This is a genomic window from Desulfuromusa ferrireducens (assembly GCF_055389805.1).
Map to the genome: position 1 here is coordinate 1,855,912 of NZ_AP042415.1, position 18,220 is coordinate 1,874,131.

Annotated in this window: 18 protein-coding genes; all 18 read left to right on the forward strand. The window is 56.8% G+C overall.

What is annotated here, in order from left to right; translation table 11 throughout:
* Positions 1-5: 5 nt before the first annotated feature.
* Genes ACZ5PT_RS08370 through ACZ5PT_RS08455 form a run of 18 tightly spaced genes read left to right on the forward strand, consistent with a single transcriptional unit; the run spans position 6 to position 18,219 of the window.
* Positions 6-800: a lysophospholipid acyltransferase family protein gene (locus tag ACZ5PT_RS08370; protein WP_464266361.1), complete on the forward strand. Its 795-nt coding sequence runs from the start codon at positions 6-8 to the stop codon at positions 798-800.
* The gene (locus ACZ5PT_RS08375; protein WP_464266362.1) at positions 800-2,116 is read left to right on the forward strand and encodes a phenylacetate--CoA ligase family protein; all 1,317 of its coding nucleotides are present in this window, start codon (positions 800-802) and stop codon (positions 2,114-2,116) included. The genes ACZ5PT_RS08370 and ACZ5PT_RS08375 overlap by 1 nt, the downstream gene beginning before the upstream one ends.
* A 6-nt stretch (positions 2,117-2,122) precedes the next feature.
* A complete protein-coding gene (locus tag ACZ5PT_RS08380; RefSeq protein WP_464266363.1) occupies positions 2,123-3,712 on the forward strand; it encodes an HAL/PAL/TAL family ammonia-lyase in 1,590 nt (529 codons plus the stop codon).
* Positions 3,712-4,134 (forward strand): hotdog family protein, encoded by a 423-nt coding sequence (locus tag ACZ5PT_RS08385; RefSeq protein ID WP_464266364.1) that lies wholly within the window; start codon positions 3,712-3,714, stop codon positions 4,132-4,134. The genes ACZ5PT_RS08380 and ACZ5PT_RS08385 overlap by 1 nt, the downstream gene beginning before the upstream one ends.
* A 5-nt stretch (positions 4,135-4,139) precedes the next feature.
* The gene (locus ACZ5PT_RS08390) at positions 4,140-4,778 is read left to right on the forward strand and encodes an outer membrane lipoprotein carrier protein LolA (protein ID WP_464266365.1); all 639 of its coding nucleotides are present in this window, start codon (positions 4,140-4,142) and stop codon (positions 4,776-4,778) included.
* Positions 4,778-7,153 (forward strand): MMPL family transporter, encoded by a 2,376-nt coding sequence (locus ACZ5PT_RS08395; RefSeq protein ID WP_464266366.1) that lies wholly within the window; start codon positions 4,778-4,780, stop codon positions 7,151-7,153. The genes ACZ5PT_RS08390 and ACZ5PT_RS08395 overlap by 1 nt, the downstream gene beginning before the upstream one ends.
* On the forward strand, positions 7,153-7,818 hold the full coding sequence (locus ACZ5PT_RS08400) for a hypothetical protein (protein WP_464266367.1): 666 nt from the start codon (positions 7,153-7,155) through the stop codon (positions 7,816-7,818). Before ACZ5PT_RS08395 ends, ACZ5PT_RS08400 begins: the two co-directional genes overlap by 1 nt.
* Complete coding sequence (locus ACZ5PT_RS08405; protein WP_464266368.1) at positions 7,815-8,192, forward strand: 3-hydroxyacyl-ACP dehydratase FabZ family protein; 378 nt, start codon at positions 7,815-7,817, stop codon at positions 8,190-8,192. The genes ACZ5PT_RS08400 and ACZ5PT_RS08405 overlap by 4 nt, the downstream gene beginning before the upstream one ends.
* Positions 8,192-8,653, forward strand: a complete 462-nt coding sequence (locus ACZ5PT_RS08410; protein WP_464266369.1) for an acyl-CoA thioesterase — start codon at positions 8,192-8,194, stop codon at positions 8,651-8,653. The genes ACZ5PT_RS08405 and ACZ5PT_RS08410 overlap by 1 nt, the downstream gene beginning before the upstream one ends.
* A complete protein-coding gene (locus ACZ5PT_RS08415) occupies positions 8,650-9,777 on the forward strand; it encodes a beta-ketoacyl synthase N-terminal-like domain-containing protein (RefSeq protein ID WP_464266370.1) in 1,128 nt (375 codons plus the stop codon). Before ACZ5PT_RS08410 ends, ACZ5PT_RS08415 begins: the two co-directional genes overlap by 4 nt.
* A complete protein-coding gene (locus ACZ5PT_RS08420) occupies positions 9,777-10,484 on the forward strand; it encodes a beta-ketoacyl synthase N-terminal-like domain-containing protein (RefSeq protein WP_464266371.1) in 708 nt (235 codons plus the stop codon). Before ACZ5PT_RS08415 ends, ACZ5PT_RS08420 begins: the two co-directional genes overlap by 1 nt.
* Before the next feature lie 52 nt (positions 10,485-10,536).
* Entirely contained in the window at positions 10,537-11,799 is a 1,263-nt protein-coding gene (locus ACZ5PT_RS08425; protein WP_464266372.1) for a B12-binding domain-containing radical SAM protein, read from the forward strand.
* Positions 11,796-13,175, forward strand: coding sequence for a lipid biosynthesis B12-binding/radical SAM protein (locus tag ACZ5PT_RS08430; RefSeq protein ID WP_464266373.1), 1,380 nt, complete (start codon positions 11,796-11,798; stop codon positions 13,173-13,175). The genes ACZ5PT_RS08425 and ACZ5PT_RS08430 overlap by 4 nt, the downstream gene beginning before the upstream one ends.
* Before the next feature lie 2 nt (positions 13,176-13,177).
* Complete coding sequence (locus ACZ5PT_RS08435; protein WP_464266374.1) at positions 13,178-14,626, forward strand: B12-binding domain-containing radical SAM protein; 1,449 nt, start codon at positions 13,178-13,180, stop codon at positions 14,624-14,626.
* Positions 14,623-15,807 (forward strand): DUF2062 domain-containing protein, encoded by a 1,185-nt coding sequence (locus tag ACZ5PT_RS08440; RefSeq protein ID WP_464266375.1) that lies wholly within the window; start codon positions 14,623-14,625, stop codon positions 15,805-15,807. The genes ACZ5PT_RS08435 and ACZ5PT_RS08440 overlap by 4 nt, the downstream gene beginning before the upstream one ends.
* Positions 15,794-16,744: an LpxL/LpxP family acyltransferase gene (locus tag ACZ5PT_RS08445; RefSeq protein ID WP_464266376.1), complete on the forward strand. Its 951-nt coding sequence runs from the start codon at positions 15,794-15,796 to the stop codon at positions 16,742-16,744. The genes ACZ5PT_RS08440 and ACZ5PT_RS08445 overlap by 14 nt, the downstream gene beginning before the upstream one ends.
* A gap of 30 nt (positions 16,745-16,774) precedes the next feature.
* Positions 16,775-17,029 (forward strand): phosphopantetheine-binding protein, encoded by a 255-nt coding sequence (locus ACZ5PT_RS08450; RefSeq protein ID WP_464266377.1) that lies wholly within the window; start codon positions 16,775-16,777, stop codon positions 17,027-17,029.
* Positions 17,026-18,219, forward strand: coding sequence for a beta-ketoacyl-[acyl-carrier-protein] synthase family protein (locus ACZ5PT_RS08455; protein WP_464266378.1), 1,194 nt, complete (start codon positions 17,026-17,028; stop codon positions 18,217-18,219). The genes ACZ5PT_RS08450 and ACZ5PT_RS08455 overlap by 4 nt, the downstream gene beginning before the upstream one ends.
* The last annotated feature ends 1 nt before the right edge of the window (position 18,220 follow it).

Below are 18,220 nucleotides of genomic sequence, written 5' to 3' on the forward strand. Positions count from 1 at the left end.
CGGGCGTGACCGATAGTCGAAAGGGCATAGCCGAGGGAAATCCTCTGGTGGGACCGTTAGTGGTGCTGATGAACCTCTGGTGTTACAGCCTGTTGCTGCTCTGGACCTTGGTTGGAATTCTGCTGTTCCCCTTTGCTTTTGGACTCTGCCTGCTGTTTCTGCGCTGGTCGGCGGATAAGGTCGTGCGCTGGTTTATCTGGCTGTACGGTCGCGGCTGGATACTGTTGATGAGCCCCTTTGTTCGCTTTCAGCGCGAACAGATGGAGCATATTGAACCTGCTACGCCGTATCTGTTTGTTATCAACCATCTTTCCTTTTTCGATACCTACTGTATGGCGCTGCTGCCGGTGCACGACATCACCTTCGCCGTGCGTTCCTGGCCATTTAGGATGTTCTGGTATAGCGGTTTCATGCGTTTAGCCCGTTATCTGGATGTTGAAGGCAACAGTTGGGAGGAAACCCTGAGCAACTGCCGCTGCGCTTTCGCCAGTGGTGGCGCAGTGCTGTTTTTTCCCGAGGGGCATCGCAGTCGCGACGGCCAGTTGCAACGTTTTTACTCCGGTGGTTTCAAGGCGGCGATCAGTACTGGGGTGCAGTTGATTCCGCTCTGTATCGATGGCACCGACCGTTTATTGCCGCCGGGGCGCAAATGGTTGCGGCCGTGCCGCATCAACTTAAGGGCGCTAGCGCCGATTGAAACCAGTGCTTTTGCCGGCGAAGGTGGTCATCTCCGGCTGCGTAAACTGGTGAAGGGGCAGATGGCCACGGCTCTCGGCGAAATGCGTGGAGGGGAAGGTTGATGGTCGACACTGACCTGCAACGCCATCAATTTGCCTCAGCCGAGCAGCTTGCCGCCGTGCAGTTGCGCCGGCTGCAGCAGCATTTGCGCACCCTGCAACAGACCTCGCCCTATTATCAGGAGCTGTTTCGGCAGCGCGGCTTTGTTGCTGAGCCGTTTGTTTCGCTGGCCGAACTGCAGGATCTGCCGCTGACCGACAAGGCCGATTTGTCGGAACATAATGCTGATTTTCTGGCTGTTTCCCAAGAGCAGGTGGTCGACATCTGTCAGACCTCTGGAACCACCGGTGAGCCGGTCTCCATCTGGCAGACCGAATCCGATCTGCAGCGCTTGGCGCACAATGAACAACAGGCGTTTATCGCCGCTGGCATCAAGCGTTCCGATCGGGTTTTGATCGGCGCCGCCCTTGACCGGGTGTTCATGGCCGGCATAGCCTATTTTCTCGGTTTGCGGAAAATCGGCGCGACGGCGATCCGGGCCGGTTCGGGACAGCCGGCGCTGGTGGCTGAACTGATTCTCCGCCAGCGGCCGAATGTATTGGTTGGAGTGCCGAGCCTGTTGTTGGGAATCGGACAGCAGCTTTTGCAGCGCGGCCAGAGCCCGGCCGGGCTGGGGATCGAAAAGCTGATCTGCATCGGCGAACCGGTCCGCCAAGCCGATCTGGGACTCTCCGCTCTCGGCTGTGCCTTACAGCAGCAATGGCAGGCGCAAGTTCTGAGCACATATGCCAGCACCGAAATGGCGACGGCCTTTGCCGATTGCACCGCCGGTTGCGGTGGTCATCAGCTGATGGAACTGGTGCTGCTTGAACTGCTCGATGAACAGGGACAACCGGTTACCGCCGGTGAGGCGGGTGAGGTTGTGGTGACCCCGCTTGGGGTTGAGGGGACGCCGCTGCTGCGCTATCGCACCGGCGATATTGCCAGCCTGCATAGCGAGGCTTGCCGTTGTGGCCGACAGACCCCGCGCCTGGGGCCGATTCGCGGTCGACGGGCGCAGATGCTCAAGTGCCGTGGGACGACCCTGTTTCCGGCCGCAATCAGCGGTGCGTTGCAGGAAATCAGCGCAGTGCGTGGTCATTACCTCGAAGTGCATCACGATTTTGATCTTTCCGATCGGCTGCGGGTGGTGGTCGCTTGCAGCGATGCCAGTTTAACCGCAGATAGTATTGCCGAACGGATTGCAGCCAAGACCCGGGTCAGACCAGAGGTGATTTTGGTGACCCCGGAAGAGATCAGCCAAAAAACTATCAGACCGGAGCAGCGCAAGCCGGTGACATTTTTCGATTGCCGTAAGCGCGATCCAGAACAGGACTAAAACAGTATGAGCAAACAGACGACAGTCATTCTCAACGGCAATGATCTGACAATCAATGAAACCGTTGCTATCGGTGTTGGTGACAAACAGGTTTCCCTCGAGCCGGCGGCGCTGCAGCGTTGTCGCGCCAGCCGCAGTTTTCTGGAAGAAGAGGTCGCTGCCAAGCGCGTGATTTACGGGGTCAATACCTCGTTCGGGCCGATGTGCAACAAGATTATCGATGATGAACAGATCGAGGCCCTGCAGGTTAATCTGATCCGCAGTCACGCCGCCGGTCTCGGTGAGCCGCTCAAAGATTATATCGCTGTCGCCGTGATGGCGGTGCGCCTGAATACCCTGGTCAAGGGCTTCAGCGGGGTGCGTATCGAACTGCTTGAGCATATGCAGTGGATGATCAATCAGCGGGTCGCTGCTTATATCCCAGAGTGTGGCAGTGTCGGCGCTTCGGGAGATTTGATCCATCTGGCGCATTTGGCGTTGGCGATTATCGGCGAGGGAAAACTTTACTATCAAGGTGAGCTGCGTGATGCTGCCGAGGTCTATCAGCAACTCGACCGGCAACCGATGCGCCTCAGCTTCAAAGAGGGGATCGCCTTGATGAACGGGACCAGTGCCATGACCGCACTGGCCACTTTCGCTCTTTTCGGCGCGCAGAAACTGCTTAACCTCAGCTGTGTGACCGGAGCCTTTGCCATCGAGATTTTCGGTGGCATCGATGATGCTTTTGACGAGGACCTGCATCTGGTCAAGCCGCACACCGGGCAGTTGGAGATCGCCGAAGCGATCCGCAAGCTGTATCACGGCTCGGGGAATATCACCCTGCGCTCGGAGATGCACGAGCTGATTCGCAATCAGAAATCGGATGGTCCGGTTTTTGAAACCAGTATCAACGTACAGGATGTCTATTCGGTGCGCTGCACCCCACAGGTGCTGGCGCCGGTTGCCGAGGCGATTGCTCAGGCGACCAGGGTGGTTGAAATTGAAGCGAACTCATCCAACGACAACCCGATTGTCATTCCAGAGAAAAAGAAGATCATCCACGGCGGCAACTTTCACGGACAGAGTATCGGTTTTGTCATGGATATGCTCTGCATGGCGATTGCCACCCTGTGTAATCTATCGGAGCGGCGCACCAATAAATATCTGGATAAGAATCTCAACGAAGGACTGCCGGAATTCCTCATTCCCGGCACCCTCGGCTTAACTATGGGCTTTATGGGTGCCCAGTACCTGGCGACTTCGACCACCGCCGAAAACCGCCAACTTGCCAACCCGGTCAGCACCAACTCGATCAGTTGCAACGCTTCCAATCAGGATGTCGTCAGTATGGGCACGGTGGCCGCGCGTAAGGCCTTCAAGTCGGTTAGCAATGCCAAGCATATCCTTACTCTGGAAGTGCTTGCGGAGTTGCAGGCTCTATCGTTCCGCAATGCTGATAAGTTGGGGCGTGGCACCGGTCGGGTCTATCAGCTTCTCAATCAGGATTTTGTTCAGTACGACAATTCGCGAATATTTCATGATGAACTGGTTCGCTTCCGCAAGCTGCTTTTTTCCAGCCAACTGTTCGATGATCTGTCGAGCTACTGGGAGGACTGATGTCGATAACGTTACCGCTGGCGGCCGAACAGTTGATCCCGCACCGGCTGCCGATGCGGCTGGTCGAGCGCTTGCTTGAAATTGACGGTAAAAATGGCGTGGTCGAGGCGCTGGTTGCCGCCGACTGTCCGCTGGTTGCCGCCGACGGCAAGCTCGAAGATATCGCTCTGATCGAACTGATTGCTCAGGGCTATGCCGCGGTAAAAGGCTATCTCGATCGCCTGGAAAACAAGCCGCTGCAGCAGGGTTTTCTGGTCGGGGTCAAAAAGCTGGTCTGTTTGCAGACGGCTCGGGCCGGTGAGCGGCTGCGGATCGAGATCGCCACGTTGGCCGAATTGGATAGCTTTGCCGTTGCCGAAGGGCAGATCTGGTGTGGCGAAAAAATGCTCGCCCGCGGCGAAATCAAAATATGGATCAACTAAAGACGATGCTGAGAAAACTGTTACTGACATCCCTTTGGGCGCTGCTGTTATGCGCCCCTTCCGCTTACGCGCAAGCGAGCGAGCTGGCACCGCTGCTGGCTGAGCTAAAACAGGCGGCGGCGCAGACGGAAACCCTGGCGAGCGATTTTGTGCAGGAAAAGCAGCTGGCGATTTTTGCGGAAAAACTGCTGTCGCAGGGCCGTTTTGTCTACCGCAAACCGGATCAGTTACGCTGGGAGCTGTTGACTCCAGTCGCCTCCGGCTTTGTGTTACAGGGCAACCGTGGCGAGCGCTGGAACAGTCTCAGCCGCGAAAAGGGGCGTTTCTCGGTCGACGCCGATCCGATCATGGGCATGATTGCCCAACAGTTGCTGGCCTGGGCGCGGGTCGATCTCGACTGGCTGCAGAGCCGCTACCGGATGGAGTTGCAATCCGCGGCACCGATAACCCTGCGCCTTTATCCTCTCGATGCCGGTGAAGCTGGCTTTATCGAGCAGCTGCAGATTCAGTTTGCCGCCGACCATAGTCATGTCGCCGAGGTGTTGATGGTTGAGCTGCAAGGGGACAGCACGTTGCTGCGCTTCAACGAGGTTATCATCAATGCCGAGCTGCCTGCGGATGCTTTTGCGGCCCCGGAATTCTGATGAAACTGTTCGCCACCTGTTATCTCAAATTTCAGCACCGCCGCGGCTGGCTGGTCCTGGCCCTGTTATTGTTGCTGCTCACCGCGGTCTGGCAACTCAGTCAACTGAAGGTCGAGGAGAGTATCGCGGCGATGTTGCCGGATGGCGATTCTCAAGTTGCGCGTGACTTCCAGCTACTGCAGCGGGCGCCCTTTGCCCGCAAGCTGGTGATCCATCTGAGCGCTGAAGACGGTGTTGACTCTGCTACGCTGTTGGCGGCAACCGAGGCTCTGCGGACGGCGTTGCCCACCGAGTTGTTCAGTCATCCGCTCAGTGGGCCGGGAAAAATGACGGCAAGCCCGTTGTTCAACCAGCTGGGAGGCTATCTGCCACGACTGGCCGACGCCGCTGACCTGCAGGAGATTGCTGCGCGGCTTGGCCCGAAGCAAATTGACCGCAGTCTGGCGACGGCCCTGGCACAGCTGCTGCAGCCGCAGGGGGTCGCGCTTAAGGGACAGATCCGTCGCGATCCGTTAGAGTTGGAGCGTTTGGCGCTGCAGAAACTGCGCTACCTGAATCCGATCCCTGGAGTCCGTGTCGAGCAGGGACAATTTATCAGCGCTGACGGACGCAGCAGTTTGATCCTCGCCGATACCCCGGTAGCGATAACCGATGCGGTCGGTGGCAGGGCGCTGGTCGACGCATTTACTTTGGCGCGGCAACAACTGCCCGAGGGGATTGGCGCGGAACTGGTCAGCGGGCATTCCTATACCCTGGCCAATGCTGAGACAATCCAGAAAGACATGAAGCTGGTGTTGCTGGTGTCGATGGTCGGCATCCTGCTGCTGTTTTTGCTGTTTTTGCGCTCGTTGCGGGCGCTGTCGGTCTACCTTCTGCCGCTGTTCAGTATGGCGGTGGCGCTGCTGGTGGCCGCTGCCTGCTTCGGTACGCTCTCCGGGATCACCGTCGGTTTCGGCGCGGTGCTGCTCGGCATAACGATCGATTTTGGTCTGCATGTCTATTTTGCCCTGCGCAACGGCAGCGAGCGGCGCGAGCAGCTGTTGCGGGCGGTCTCGCGGCCGGTGCTGTTCGGTGGACTGACCACCCTGGCGGCGTTTGCCGTGCTGCTGCGTTCGGAGCTGCCGGGACAGCGCCAGTTGGCGATCTTTGCCATGGCCGGGATCGTCGCCGCACTGTTGCTGGCGTTGGTGTTTTTGCCGCATTTTATAGGTCCCGGCAAAGAGCTGGGCGCTCTGTCTCGTCGGCAGTTGCGCCGGCACTTATTTGATCGTAAACCGGCCTTGCGCAGGCTGGTGTTGTTGGTCTGGCTGGCGGTGGCCGGATTTGCCGCTGTGCAGGCGCAACATCTGTCGATCAACGGCGAGCTGCGTCAGCTCAGCTATCTGCCACCGGAGTTACAACAGGCCGAACAGCAGTTGGCGGCCAGTTGGGGCAATATGCGTGGTAAAGCTTTGGTGTTTGCTGCGGCCAGCGATCTGGAAAGTGCTTTACAGCGCAATGATTCGGTCTGGCAAACGCTGAAAGAGCAAGGGCTGGCGGATGATATTGTCAGTCTGGCACCGCTGCTCCCCTCGCAACGGACCCAACAGCAGCGCTTGTTAGCCTGGGAGGAGTTCTGGCAGCAACGGCGGGCGACCACTCTCGATCTGCTACAGGCCAGCGGCCAGAAATATGGTTTTTCCGCCAGCGCCTTCGATCCCTTCTGGCAGCGTCTCGACCGCTCGCCGGCAGTGATCGATCAGGAGCTGATCAGCAGTTGGGGGTTGGGCCGGATGCTCGATAATCTGCTGCTTGCGGATCCGCAGGGCTATCAATTGTTAACCCTGATTCCCGACCGACCGGAGCTGATCCGGGCCCTGGATGTCGAACTGGCAAAACTTCCGGGCGTGACTCTGGTTTCGCAGAGCCGTTTCGGTCGCCAGCTCAGTCACGAGATCGGTGCCGACTTCAGCCGCTTTATCACCGCTGCGGGCATCGCGGTGCTGGTTCTGTTGCTGCTGTTGTTCCGGCGGCCGTCAGCGGTGCTGTTGGCGCTGCTGCCGGTGTTGACCGGGTTGTTGGTGATGTTCGGCGGCATGGGTTGGCTCGGCCTGCCGATGAACCTGTTCAATGTCGTTGCTTCAATTTTGATTATCGGCCTTGGCGTTGACTACGGCATCTTTATGGTCTGCCACGAGCAGCAGGATGAGGATTTAGCCTCGTCGAAGGCGATCTTGATTTCCGGTCTGACCACCCTGGTCGGCTTTGGCGCCCTGGTGTTGGCCAAGCATCCGGCGCTGCATTCCATCGGCCTGACGGTGCTGCTCGGTATCAGCGCGGCGGTCCCGACGGCGGTGCTGGTGATCCCGGCTATTAGGCCGAAGAGGCGCCGCTGATGCGACGGCTTTTTTGTGCCTTACTGCTGTTGCTGCTGGCGGCTTGTGTGCCGCTGACTCCAGCACAGCAGTTACCGAGAGATTGTCAGGCACAAGCGACAACGGCAGAGTTGTTGGCTGCCAACTGGCTGCAGCAAAGCGGTATCTGGCGTTTGCGGCAGGCGGCGTTGTTGGAAGTCGGGCCGAAGAAGATTCCCTTGCAGGGGTTTTTGCGTCTCGACCTGCAACTGCGCGAAGCGCGGCTTTTGGCGATGAACGAAATGGGGGTGGTGCTGTTCGATCTGCAGGTCACTGAAAGTGATCAGCAACTCAAACGCGCCATTCCGCAACTGCAACAGATCAAGGGGCTAGCACAAGGGGTCGCGCAGAGCTTGCGGCAGATTTTCCTGCAACCGCAGCCTCAAGCGACCGATCATCTGCAGGGCCGTGACAACAGCCAGCGTCTTTGGCGTTTATTGCCCGGCGGCAGCCTCGGATTTGTCTTTGATTGTCGTGGCGAACTGCGCGAAACCCGGCTGGTGGCCGATTCCGGTAACTGGCGGGTGGCTTACGATCAGTATCAACCGTTCGGCACGGTCCGACTGCCGGAACAGATTGTCATGAACGACTACCGGCACGGCGTCAAACTATCGCTCTGGATACACGAGGGGAAACAGGAACCATGAACAGGATGCGAGAAGCGATCAGTCAGGCCGTTCTGAGCCCGGCGCGGATCGGCGAACAAAGCGGCGAACAGAGCTTCTGTTTTGCTGCCGACTTTATCGGTTTTAGCGGGCATTTCCCCGATTACCCGATCCTGCCGGCGGTGCTGCAAACGCTGTTGGCGCAACGGCTGGCCGAGCAGGTCGCCGGTCAACCGCTGCAGTTTCTGGCTTTAGAGCGGGCCAAATTTACCCAACAGATTGGTCCCGGTGATCAGATCGAGGTCAGCATCGGTTGTCGCGAGCAGGAGGCGCAGTTGCGCTGTGCCTGTGAATTACGGGTCGACGATAAACGGGCCGCCAGCTTCACCCTGCTGCTCGAAAAAGGAGTCAGTTGATGAAAAAAGCCTACTTCCGGCCCCAAGCAGAGGCTCCCGAAGCGCTACGCTGCAGCGTTGAGCGGGTAGCGCGCTTTGAGGAGGTCGATGCCTTAGGGATCGTCTGGCACGGTCGCTATCCAAGTTATTTCGAGGATGGCCGGGTGCTGCTCGGTGAACAGCACGGCATCGGTTATCTCGATTTTTACCGCGAGGGAATTATCGCGCCGATCAAGCAGATGCATGTCGATTATCAGCGCCCTTTGCAGTTTGGCGAACTCTTTACCATCGAGGCGATTCTCCACTGGTCTGATGCGGTGCGCCTGAATCACGAATTTATTCTGCGCAATGCCGCAGGGGAAGTGACCACCACCGGTTACTCGGTGCAGCTGTTGCTCGATCAGCAGCAGAACGTGCTGATGCTGCCGCCGCCGTTTTACGAGACGTTCCGGCAGCGTTGGTTAAGCGGGGAGTTGTCGTGAAACAGGTTGTCATCAGTCGCGCCGTCACCGTCACCGCTTTGGGCGCCGGACTTGAACCGCTCTGGCAGAACTTGCTGGCCGGGCGTAGTGGCATTGCACCATTAGACCGTTTTGACAGCGAGAGTTATATCTCCACGCAGGCTGCCTGTATCGATGCATTGCAGGCCCCGGCAGAAGGCTCGCTGCTCGATGATATCCTGGAACGGGTCGCCACTCAAATCGGTCCGCTGCCGAACGACAGCCGTTTGCTGGTCGCCTCGACCAAAGGTGAGATCGATCGTTTGACTAGCGCAGGGCGGCAGGGGACAGTCATCCCGTCAGCGGTGCTGTTTGAACCGCTGTTGGCCAAGATTGCCCGGCGCTTCGGATTGAACGATAGTGGTTGCAACATCAACGCGGCCTGCGCTTCTTCGACCATTGCCGTGGGGCGCGCGGCTGGGCTGATTGCCTCCGGACAGGCAGAGGCGGTCATGGTTTACGCCGCGGACCTAGTCAGCGAATTTGTTTTCTCCGGCTTTTCGGCGTTGCAGGCGCTCTCTGCCGAGGCCTGTTGTCCTTTTGATTCGCAGCGCAAAGGTTTGACTCTCGGTGAGGCTGGCGTGGCCTTGCTGTTGATGAGTGAGGAACGGGCCAAACGCAGCGGCGAAATGCCGTTGGCCTATATCGCCGGTTGGGGGGCGGCCAACGATGCTCACCATGTAACCGCCCCGGCGCGCGATGGCAGTGGTTTGATTCTCGCTTGCCGGCAGGCGCTGGGCAGGGCGGATATTGACGCCGCTCAAGTGGCGGCGATCAATGCCCACGGCACCGGGACCATTTACAATGATGCGATGGAGCTGACTGCCTTCAATAGCGTGTTTGCCGAAAAACTGCCACCGTTGCATGGCGTCAAGGGCAGTCTGGGGCACTGTCTGGGGGCGGCCGGCGGGGTGGAGATTGCCATCGCTTGTCGTGCGCTGCAACAGCAACTGATTCCAGGAACCGTCGGTTGCCGCAATGCCGAAGAGGCTGGACAGGGGCGCTTGAGTTCTGCTTCGCAGCCGATTGCCGGTGACTACCTGCTCTGCAGCAATTCCGGTTTCGGTGGCATCAATGGTGTCGTGATTCTACAGGGGGTGGGCTGATGCAGGCATGGATTAACGGCATTGGCTGGGTGACCGCCGCCGGTTGTGGGCAAGGCCGCGCTGCCAGCGAGCAACCTTTTTGCCCGGGTAGTCTGGAGATTCCGAAGCGCAAACAGGTGTTTGCCAAAGCGGATATGCGTTTCGGGCGACTGGACGAATTTTCCCGCATCGGTTTGGCCGCGCTGGCCTTTTGTCTGCGGGACGCCGGGGAAGAAGCCTGGGACGAAAAACGCGCGATCGGAATTATTGCTGCCAGCCGCTACGGTTGTTTGCAGACCGATCTGGATTATCTGCAGACCATGCTGCCTGAGCAGGGCAAACTGGCCAGCCCAAATCTGTTTGCCTACACTTTGTCGAATTGCTTTCTTGGTGAAGCGGCCCTCCGTTTCGGTTTAACCGGCAACACCCTGGTCTTAAATCAAGGGGATCGAAGTGGACTCTCTCAGCTACGCTTTGCTTTAGAAGAATTGACCTGGAGTGATCAGCCTGGCGTATTGGCTGGTGTCTGCGACCTGACGCCACCGTCGGAGCTGAGCGATGGCAGCGAATGTCCCGGCAGTCTGTTTTTGTTACTGGGAAAACAACCTTCGGTTGCGGTGCAAAGTTACGGTGAATTAGTTCTTTGTGGCAGCGAGATAACCTTTGCCGGCCAGCCCGTTAACGACCTGAAGTCATTGGTGAGTGCATGTCTGGCGGCAAAAAAATAAGTAGCTTATCGCAGAGACTGTTCTCTGCTGGTAGTAAAGGAGTTTATAGCGCATGAAGATGGAACTGATTTATCCGCGTTGGCCGAAATTGGATCGACAGACTGAATTTCACCTGCCGCCACACGGCCCGGTGGTGTTTGCCGCGGCCATGCCGGATGAGGTGGAGATCAACTTCACCGATGATAATCTGCAGCAGATCGATTTTGACGCCAGTTGTGATCTGGTCGCCATATCAACCATGCTCTCATCCCAGTTGCCCCGCGCTTTTGAAATTGCCGCTGAGTTTCGTCAGCGCGGCAAAAAAGTCATTTTCGGCGGCATCTCGACGATGCTGCATGCTGATGAAGTTCAGCTGCATGCCGATTCAGTTTTTCTCGGCGAGGTTGAGGGCCGTTTCGGGCAGGTGGTCGAGGATTTCAAACGGGGTGAACTGCAGCCCCGTTACGATTACATGCAGAATCATCCTGATATCAATCTGGTCGGCACCGCCAAGCGTGAGATCCTTGATCGCGAGAAATACAACTACCGCGGGGTACAGATGCTCGATCTGGTGCACGCTTCACGTGGTTGTAAGTTTGATTGTTACCCCTGTTGCACCGGCTTTCTCGGCGGCAAAAGTTTTCGCCCGCGTCCGATCGACAAGGTGATCGAGGAGATGGCGTCGATCCAGAACAACCGGATGTTTATCGTTGATAACTCTTTGGCCCAAGATCGCCAATGGCTGATCGATCTGTTTACCGAGATGGCGCCGCTAAAGAAGAAGTGGGTCTCCCACCCGATTATGGATGATGAAGAAGTCCTCAAGCTGGCGGCCGATGCGGGGGCCTGGTATGTCTATCAGGCGGTTTTCGATACCTCCGACCACATCCGTGATCGCGTCAAACGGCTTAAGGATCACGGTATCGGTATCGAGGGCACCATCATTCTCGGCACCGACGATCAGAGCGAAGATGACATCAAGCGGCTGGTCGATTTTTTGATCGAGATCGAACTGGATGTCGCCGAGTTCACCATTATGACCCCCTTCCCCCATTCACCGGTCCGGCGGCAGATGGAAAAGGAAGGCCGTATCCTCTCCAACGACTGGCTCAAGTACACCGCTGACAAAGTGGTCTTCCAGCCGAAGCAGATGACGCCGGAAAAGTTGCAGGAGATGTACTACTACGCCTGGGATGCCTTCAACGCGGAGAGTGGTCATCAGTTGAAGATGGGGAAACTGTTTGAACAGGTCATCCGGCGTGAAATCGAGGACGGAACCTATCGTCGTTACCAGCCGCGCAAGCGCCGTCAATTTAAAAAAGCGGCCGCAAAATGAGCAAGGTCTTCCTTCTTTCAACCAATACCACCACTGAGCCCTATCCGGTCTATCCACTCGGCATGGCAGTGATTGCTGGAGCGCTTGCCGCTGGTGGACATCAGGTGTTGCAGTTTGATTATTTGGTTGAGGGGGAATCGCAGTCCGCGCTGCTCGCGGCGCTGGATAATTTCGTGCCCGATGTTATCTGTCTGTCGTTGCGCAATATCGATAATGTCGATTCCTTTGCCCAGGAGAGCGCCTGGTATCTGGCGCAGGCCAAAGAGTTGGCAGAGCTGATGCGCAGCAAAAGTGCTGCACCGATGGTGGTTGGCGGCTCTGCCTTCACGGTCATGCCGGAGGCTATCCTGGATTATCTCGGTGTCGACTATGGGATTATCGGCGAAGGCGAACAACTGATCTGCGCCATGGTGGAGGGTCTGGTTGCTGGTCGGCAGGTGCCGCGCCTAAGCGACGGTCAACTGCAGCCACTGCGCGCCGAGCAGATCGGTTCGCCGCTCTATGAGCAAAAGCTGGTCGACTTTTATCAGGCGCAAAGTGGTCAGATCAATATCCAGACCAAACGCGGTTGTCCCCATCAGTGCGTCTACTGTACCTATCCGGCCCTTGAAGGCAACCAGTTCCGACCCCAGCCCGTGGCGGCGGTGGTCGATGATATCGTCAAGGCGCAACGCGATTTCGGCATCAGTAGTTTCTTTTTTACCGATTCGGTTTTTAACGACGCCCAGGGGCATTATCTGCAGTTTGCCGACGAACTGGCCCGCCGTGACCTGGGAATTAGCTGGACCGGTTTTTTTCGTCCCCAGGGGCTCGGGCGGGCGGAATTGCAACTATTGAAACGTTCCGGTTTGTATGCTGTCGAGCTGGGCACTGATGCTGGCAGTGACACCACCCTGAACGGGCTGAAGAAAGGCTTTACGTTCGACGAGGTGCTGGCGGTCAATGCGGCCTGTGTTGCCGAACAGCTCCCGGCCGCGCATTATATTATGTTCGGTGGTCCCGATGAATCCTATGCTTCGCTTGGTGAAGGGCTGCAAAATATCGAGCGGATTGATAATAGTGTGGTTTTTGCTTTTTCTGGGATTCGCATCTTACCGGGGACCGAATTGCACCAGCGGGCGATCGCAGAGCGGGTCATCGCGGCTGATCGCCAACTGCTGATGCCAGCCTACTATTTTTCACCGCAGATTGAGGTGGAAAAGATGAACGAGATGATCCTCAAAACCTTCAAAAAGCGCCGGGAATGGATTTTCCCGCCGTCGCAAGGGCAGCTGCGGCTCGATATCCTGCGCCGCTCTGGCTATCGCGGGCTGCTTTGGGATACGATGGTATCGTTTAAGGAAAAGCCGCGTAAGATTAGAAAAGGTCTGTGCTGACAATGGATTGCAAGAGAATTCTGCTGGTTCATCCGCTAGGCTACAGCGTTGATGCTGCCGGCCGCGATATTTCGCGGATAGTGAATATCATGCCGCCTTTGGGGCTGGCGAGTATTGCTGCCTATCTGGAGCGTGAGAACCTGACTGCTGATATTATCGACTGCTATGCTCATCCCGACTCGGATAGCAAAATTGTCGACTATCTGCAACAGCATCGGCCGGCATGGATCGGTTTTAGTTGCACCACCTCGTCGTTTCTGGATGCGGTACGGCTGGCAAAGCTGGCTAAGGGGATTTCCCCGCAGATTCGAGCCGTTTTCGGTGGTTCGCACATCTCAGCGCTTAAAGGGCAGCTGCTCAGCGATTATCCCGAAGTTGATATCGCCGTGATTGGCGAGGGCGAAGAAACCCTGCGTGAGCTGATGGGCAACGGCTTTGATAATGCAGACTCGGTGGCCGGGCTGGTGTGGCGTAAGGTGGATGGCTCCCCTGAGTTCAATGGGTATCGCACTGAGGCACTGGTTCTCGATAGTCTCCCGTTTCCGGCCTACGAAAAGCTTGCAGGTTATCCTGAGGTCTACAAACTCCCGATCTTTAACTATCCCACAGCGCCGAGTACCAGCTGTATCTCCAGTCGTGGCTGTCCCTATGCCTGTAGCTACTGCGATCGCTCGGTTTTTCAGCGCACCTTCCGCCATAATTCAGCCGAATATCTCTATCGGCACGTCAAGTATTTGCACGACCGATTCGGTATTCGGCATATTAATTTTTACGATGATCAGTTCACCTTCCAGCGGCAGCGGGTCGAGGATTTTTGCAATATGATGATTGCACACCCTCTCGGCATGACTTTCAACTGCGCGGTACGGGCCGAGCACGTCGATTTTGAACTGTTGACGCTGATGAAGTCCGCTGGCTGTTGGATGGTCAGCCTCGGCATCGAGACCGGTGATGAGAACTTATTGGCGCAGCATCGGCAAAATGCCGATCTAGACATGCTGGCGGATACCATACGGCTGATCAAAAAGGCTGGGATTCGTGTCAAAGGTCTGCTTATGATGGGGCTGCCGGGCGAGAGTGAAGAGAGCATCCGACTGAGTATGGAGTATGTCTTTTCGCTACCGATCGATGACTTTAATCTATCCAAATTCACCCCCTTTCCCGGCTCGCCGATTTACGAGACGATTCATGATCTCGGCGAATTTGACGAGGATTGGCCGAAGATGGATTGCATGAGTTTTCAATTTGTTCCATCCGGCATGACCAAAGAGCGGATGGAAGAACTCTTTATTGGTTTCTACAAGAGCCACTTTCAGCGGCCCAAGGTACTGCTCGGTTACCTGGCGATGTTGTGGAAATCACCCGACAGTTGGAAACGCTTTCTGGGCAACCTGCTCGGCTTTATGAGCTTTATTAAAAGCAATAAGCGGCTCGGCGAGGGTGACGGATGACAGAAGCCGTACCTGCGAAGATTCTGATTGTCATTCCGCTGTATAATCACGCGCAGACCGTGCGCGCGGTGGTGGAAAAGGCCTTGCGCTTCCATGACCAGTTGCTGGTGGTCGATGACGGCAGCAGCGATGCCGGTGCGACGGTGCTTGAAGGTCTCGATGTCAGGGTGCTCCGGCATCCCGAAAACCGTGGCAAGGGAGCGGCGTTACGAACCGCATTGTTGGAGGCAGAGCGGCTCGGGTTTAGCCATATTGTGACGCTCGATGCCGATGGTCAGCATTATCCGGAGGATTTAGCGAAGTTCTTCGCTGCGATTGAGGCCGATCCGAGCGGGATTGCCGTTGGTAAACGGGATTTCGAGCAGACGACTATCCCAGGATCCTCCCGCTTTGGGCGTAAGTTTTCCAATTTCTGGTTGCGGGTGCAGACTGGCAAGTCGCTAGCTGATACGCAAAGCGGCTTTCGGGCCTATCCGGTAAAAATCGTTCTCGGCCTGCCGCTGCATGAAACGCACTATTCGTTCGAAATAGAGGTGTTGGTCCGCGCGGCCTGGGCTGGAGTGGCATTGCACGATGTCGATATCCGGGTCTTTTATCCGCCGGCGCAAGAGAGGATTTCTCACTTTCGCGGCTTTATGGACAACTTCAGGCTGACCCTGCTGAATACCAAATTGACGTTTCGTTCGGTCGCCCCATGGCCGCATCGCAAATTGGTTGAGGGCGGGGAGGTTGAAACCAAGATTACGATTATGCACCCGCTGCGTTCAATTCGGGCGCTGCTGAGCGAGAATGCCACCCCTGCACAGCTGGCCGCCGCCGGTGCGTTGGGGATTTTTCTCGGCGCCTTGCCGCTGTTGGCTGCACATACGATTGTTATTCTGCTGCTGGCCGGATTCTTTCGTCTGAACAAAGTGGCAGCGGTCGGCGCCAGTCAGCTGTGTATGCCACCTTTTGTCCCCGGGCTCTGTATCGAGGTCGGCTACTTCATGCGCAATGGCAGCTTTCTGACTGAGATATCGCTGGAAACGCTCGGTTATCAGGCTCTCGATCGCCTGTACGAGTGGCTGCTCGGATCGCTGCTGCTCGGACCGTTGCTGGCGCTGCTGGTGGGTCTAGTTATTTACCAGCTGGCAAGCATGCTCAGCCGAGAGCTGAAAAGGCCAGGCCGTGTCGTCGACTGACCCTCGCTGCTCACAACCCGATGAGAAAAACTGGACCAGCCGCAGTATCGGCTCATGGTGGCAACATCAATGTTTTTATTTGCTGATCCGCTGCGGTGGCCGACGCGCGGCCTATCTGCTTCTTTATTGTGTGGTGTTCTATTATACTCTGCTGCCATCGGTACGGCGGAAATGCAGTTATTACCTTTTGCGCAGGTTTCCTGACGCGGGACGCTGGGCGCATTTCTGGAACTGTTACCGGATGACCCTTGAGCTGGGTAAGGTTCTGGTTGAGCGGGCGCTGATTGGGATCCTTGGTCCGGAGCGGGTCAAGGTTGAGCTGCGCGGCAAACAGGAACTCCTCGACTTGGTGGCCGAAGGGCAAGGGGTGATTCTGGTCAATGCTCATGTCGGCTGCTGGCAAGTGGCGGCTTCGGTGTTGAGTTGTGTTGATACCCCGGTCCATCTGCTGATGCAGCGTGAAGAGGGTGATATCGATCGGCATCACTTTGAGCACACCGGAATCGAATGTCCCTACCGGATTATTGACCCGCGCGGAACCTTAGGAGGGGTGTTTGAGATGCTCGACGTCCTCAAGCGTGGTGAGATCCTCTCGGTCATGGGCGATCGGATGCTCGGCGAAGACCGCAATGGCGTCGATGTCGATTTTATCGGTGGCAGCATAACCGTGCCTTTTAGTGCCTACAAGTTGGCATCGGCAACCGGGGCGCCGATCGTGGTGCTCCTGTCGTACCGCGTTGGCGCGGATAGCTATGAGTTAAAACTCTATCGGACGATCCGGGTGCCGGCTGGATTAGGGCGTGGGAAAGCGGTTTTTACCCCTTATGCTCAGCAGTTTACCGCGACCTTGGAGGGTTTTTGTCGCGAACACCCGTTTCAATTTTTCAATTTTTTCGATATGTGGCAGAATTGGCCGGCTAAGTCGGACGCTAAATAGTGACTAAATAATTTACAAGGAGTTTTACCGATGAGCGTGAGAGAAAAGCTCAAGCAAGTCTTGATCGAAGATTTGAACCTGGAAGATGTTGAGCCAGAGGAAATAGAAGACGATATGGCGCTGTTTGGTGAGGGGCTTGGTCTCGATTCGCTGGATGCTGTTGAGTTGGTGGTGATTGTTCAGAAGCATTTCGGCGTGGAAATCAAGGACATGGTCGAGAGTCGTCCGGCATTTCAGTCGATCAACACCCTGGCACAGTACATCGAAGAACGCCTGCCAAAATGACCGGCAATTCGCCGCTTGCCATAACCGGTCTCGGCTGTCTTAACGGGGCGGGGTTAAATCTCTCTGAATGTATGGAGAGCATGTTTCGTGGCGAACGCAATCCGCATCCGCCGATCCGTTTTACCACCGATCATCCGACCAGTTATTTGGTGCTGGAATTGCGCGATGGGTTTAAACTGCCGCTGGATAAGCAGGAAAGCGCTTATTCGCGGACCTGTCAGTTGGCACTGGCCGCGGCGCTGCAAGCTTTAACCGATGCCGGTTGGGATGTGGAGAGTCTGCGTGGCAAGCGGGTCGGCGTCTGTGTCGGGACCACCGTTGGTTGTGCGCTGAACTGTGATGATTTCTATCGCGCTTACAAAGATGCTGCCGTTCCAGAGATGTCGATCATGGAACGCTTCCTGCGCAGTAATCCGGCCGCGGTGATCGCCCGGCAACTAAAACTGGACGGCCCAACACAGACCGTGGTCAACGCCTGCTCGTCGGGCACCGATGCGATCGGCATCGGCGCCTCCTGGCTGCGGGGTGGGGCTTGCGATATCGTCATTGTCGGTGGTGCTGACGAACTGTTACGGGTGACTTATGCTGGCTTTAGTTCGTTGATGATTACCGACAGCGAGCCGTGCAAGCCGTTTGATGTTAAGCGTAAAGGGCTTAATCTCGGCGAAGGTGCGGGGCTATTGGTTCTGGAGAGCGAGCAGATCCGTGGCGATAAAAAAGTGCGCGGCCAGATGCTTGGTTATGGCTCTGCCTGTGATGCATACCATCTTACCGCGCCGCACCCTGACGGAGTGGGACTGAAACAGGCGATGCATGAGGCGTTCGCCTGCGCCGGAGTGAGTGCCGCGGAAATTGCCTTCGTCAATGCGCATGGAACCGGGACACCGGATAATGACCGGGTCGAAGGCCGGGTACTGAGTGACGTTTTACCCGGTGTTCCGTTTCTTTCCACCAAGGGCTACACCGGACATACCCTGGGCGCTGCCGGCGGCATCGAGGCGGCGTTTACGGTTGCGTGTCTGCAACGTGGCGAGGTGCCGGCAAGTATCGGTTTCGCTGCCGTCGATCCGGAAATAGGGCTTGCTCCAGTGCTAAAAAATACCCGGCTAGATGGCTCTGTCGGCCTCTCGCAGTCGCTGGCATTCGGTGGCAATAATGCCGTGCTGATCCTCGGCAAGGGAGACAATTAAT

What these genes read in the sequence shown, in the direction of transcription:
- ACZ5PT_RS08455 (WP_464266378.1), top strand. Translation starts at nt 17,026, where the DNA reads ATGACCGGCAATTCGCCGCTTGCCATAACCGGTCTCGGCTGTCTTAAC.
- ACZ5PT_RS08385 (WP_464266364.1), top strand. Translation starts at nt 3,712, where the DNA reads ATGTCGATAACGTTACCGCTGGCGGCCGAACAGTTGATCCCGCACCGG.
- ACZ5PT_RS08390 (WP_464266365.1), top strand. Translation starts at nt 4,140, where the DNA reads ATGCTGAGAAAACTGTTACTGACATCCCTTTGGGCGCTGCTGTTATGC.
- ACZ5PT_RS08395 (WP_464266366.1), top strand. Translation starts at nt 4,778, where the DNA reads ATGAAACTGTTCGCCACCTGTTATCTCAAATTTCAGCACCGCCGCGGC.
- ACZ5PT_RS08400 (WP_464266367.1), top strand. Translation starts at nt 7,153, where the DNA reads ATGCGACGGCTTTTTTGTGCCTTACTGCTGTTGCTGCTGGCGGCTTGT.
- ACZ5PT_RS08405 (WP_464266368.1), top strand. Translation starts at nt 7,815, where the DNA reads ATGAACAGGATGCGAGAAGCGATCAGTCAGGCCGTTCTGAGCCCGGCG.
- ACZ5PT_RS08425 (WP_464266372.1), top strand. Translation starts at nt 10,537, where the DNA reads ATGAAGATGGAACTGATTTATCCGCGTTGGCCGAAATTGGATCGACAG.
- ACZ5PT_RS08380 (WP_464266363.1), top strand. Translation starts at nt 2,123, where the DNA reads ATGAGCAAACAGACGACAGTCATTCTCAACGGCAATGATCTGACAATC.
- ACZ5PT_RS08435 (WP_464266374.1), top strand. Translation starts at nt 13,178, where the DNA reads ATGGATTGCAAGAGAATTCTGCTGGTTCATCCGCTAGGCTACAGCGTT.
- ACZ5PT_RS08430 (WP_464266373.1), top strand. Translation starts at nt 11,796, where the DNA reads ATGAGCAAGGTCTTCCTTCTTTCAACCAATACCACCACTGAGCCCTAT.
- ACZ5PT_RS08420 (WP_464266371.1), top strand. Translation starts at nt 9,777, where the DNA reads ATGCAGGCATGGATTAACGGCATTGGCTGGGTGACCGCCGCCGGTTGT.
- ACZ5PT_RS08410 (WP_464266369.1), top strand. Translation starts at nt 8,192, where the DNA reads ATGAAAAAAGCCTACTTCCGGCCCCAAGCAGAGGCTCCCGAAGCGCTA.
- ACZ5PT_RS08375 (WP_464266362.1), top strand. Translation starts at nt 800, where the DNA reads ATGGTCGACACTGACCTGCAACGCCATCAATTTGCCTCAGCCGAGCAG.
- ACZ5PT_RS08450 (WP_464266377.1), top strand. Translation starts at nt 16,775, where the DNA reads ATGAGCGTGAGAGAAAAGCTCAAGCAAGTCTTGATCGAAGATTTGAAC.
- ACZ5PT_RS08440 (WP_464266375.1), top strand. Translation starts at nt 14,623, where the DNA reads ATGACAGAAGCCGTACCTGCGAAGATTCTGATTGTCATTCCGCTGTAT.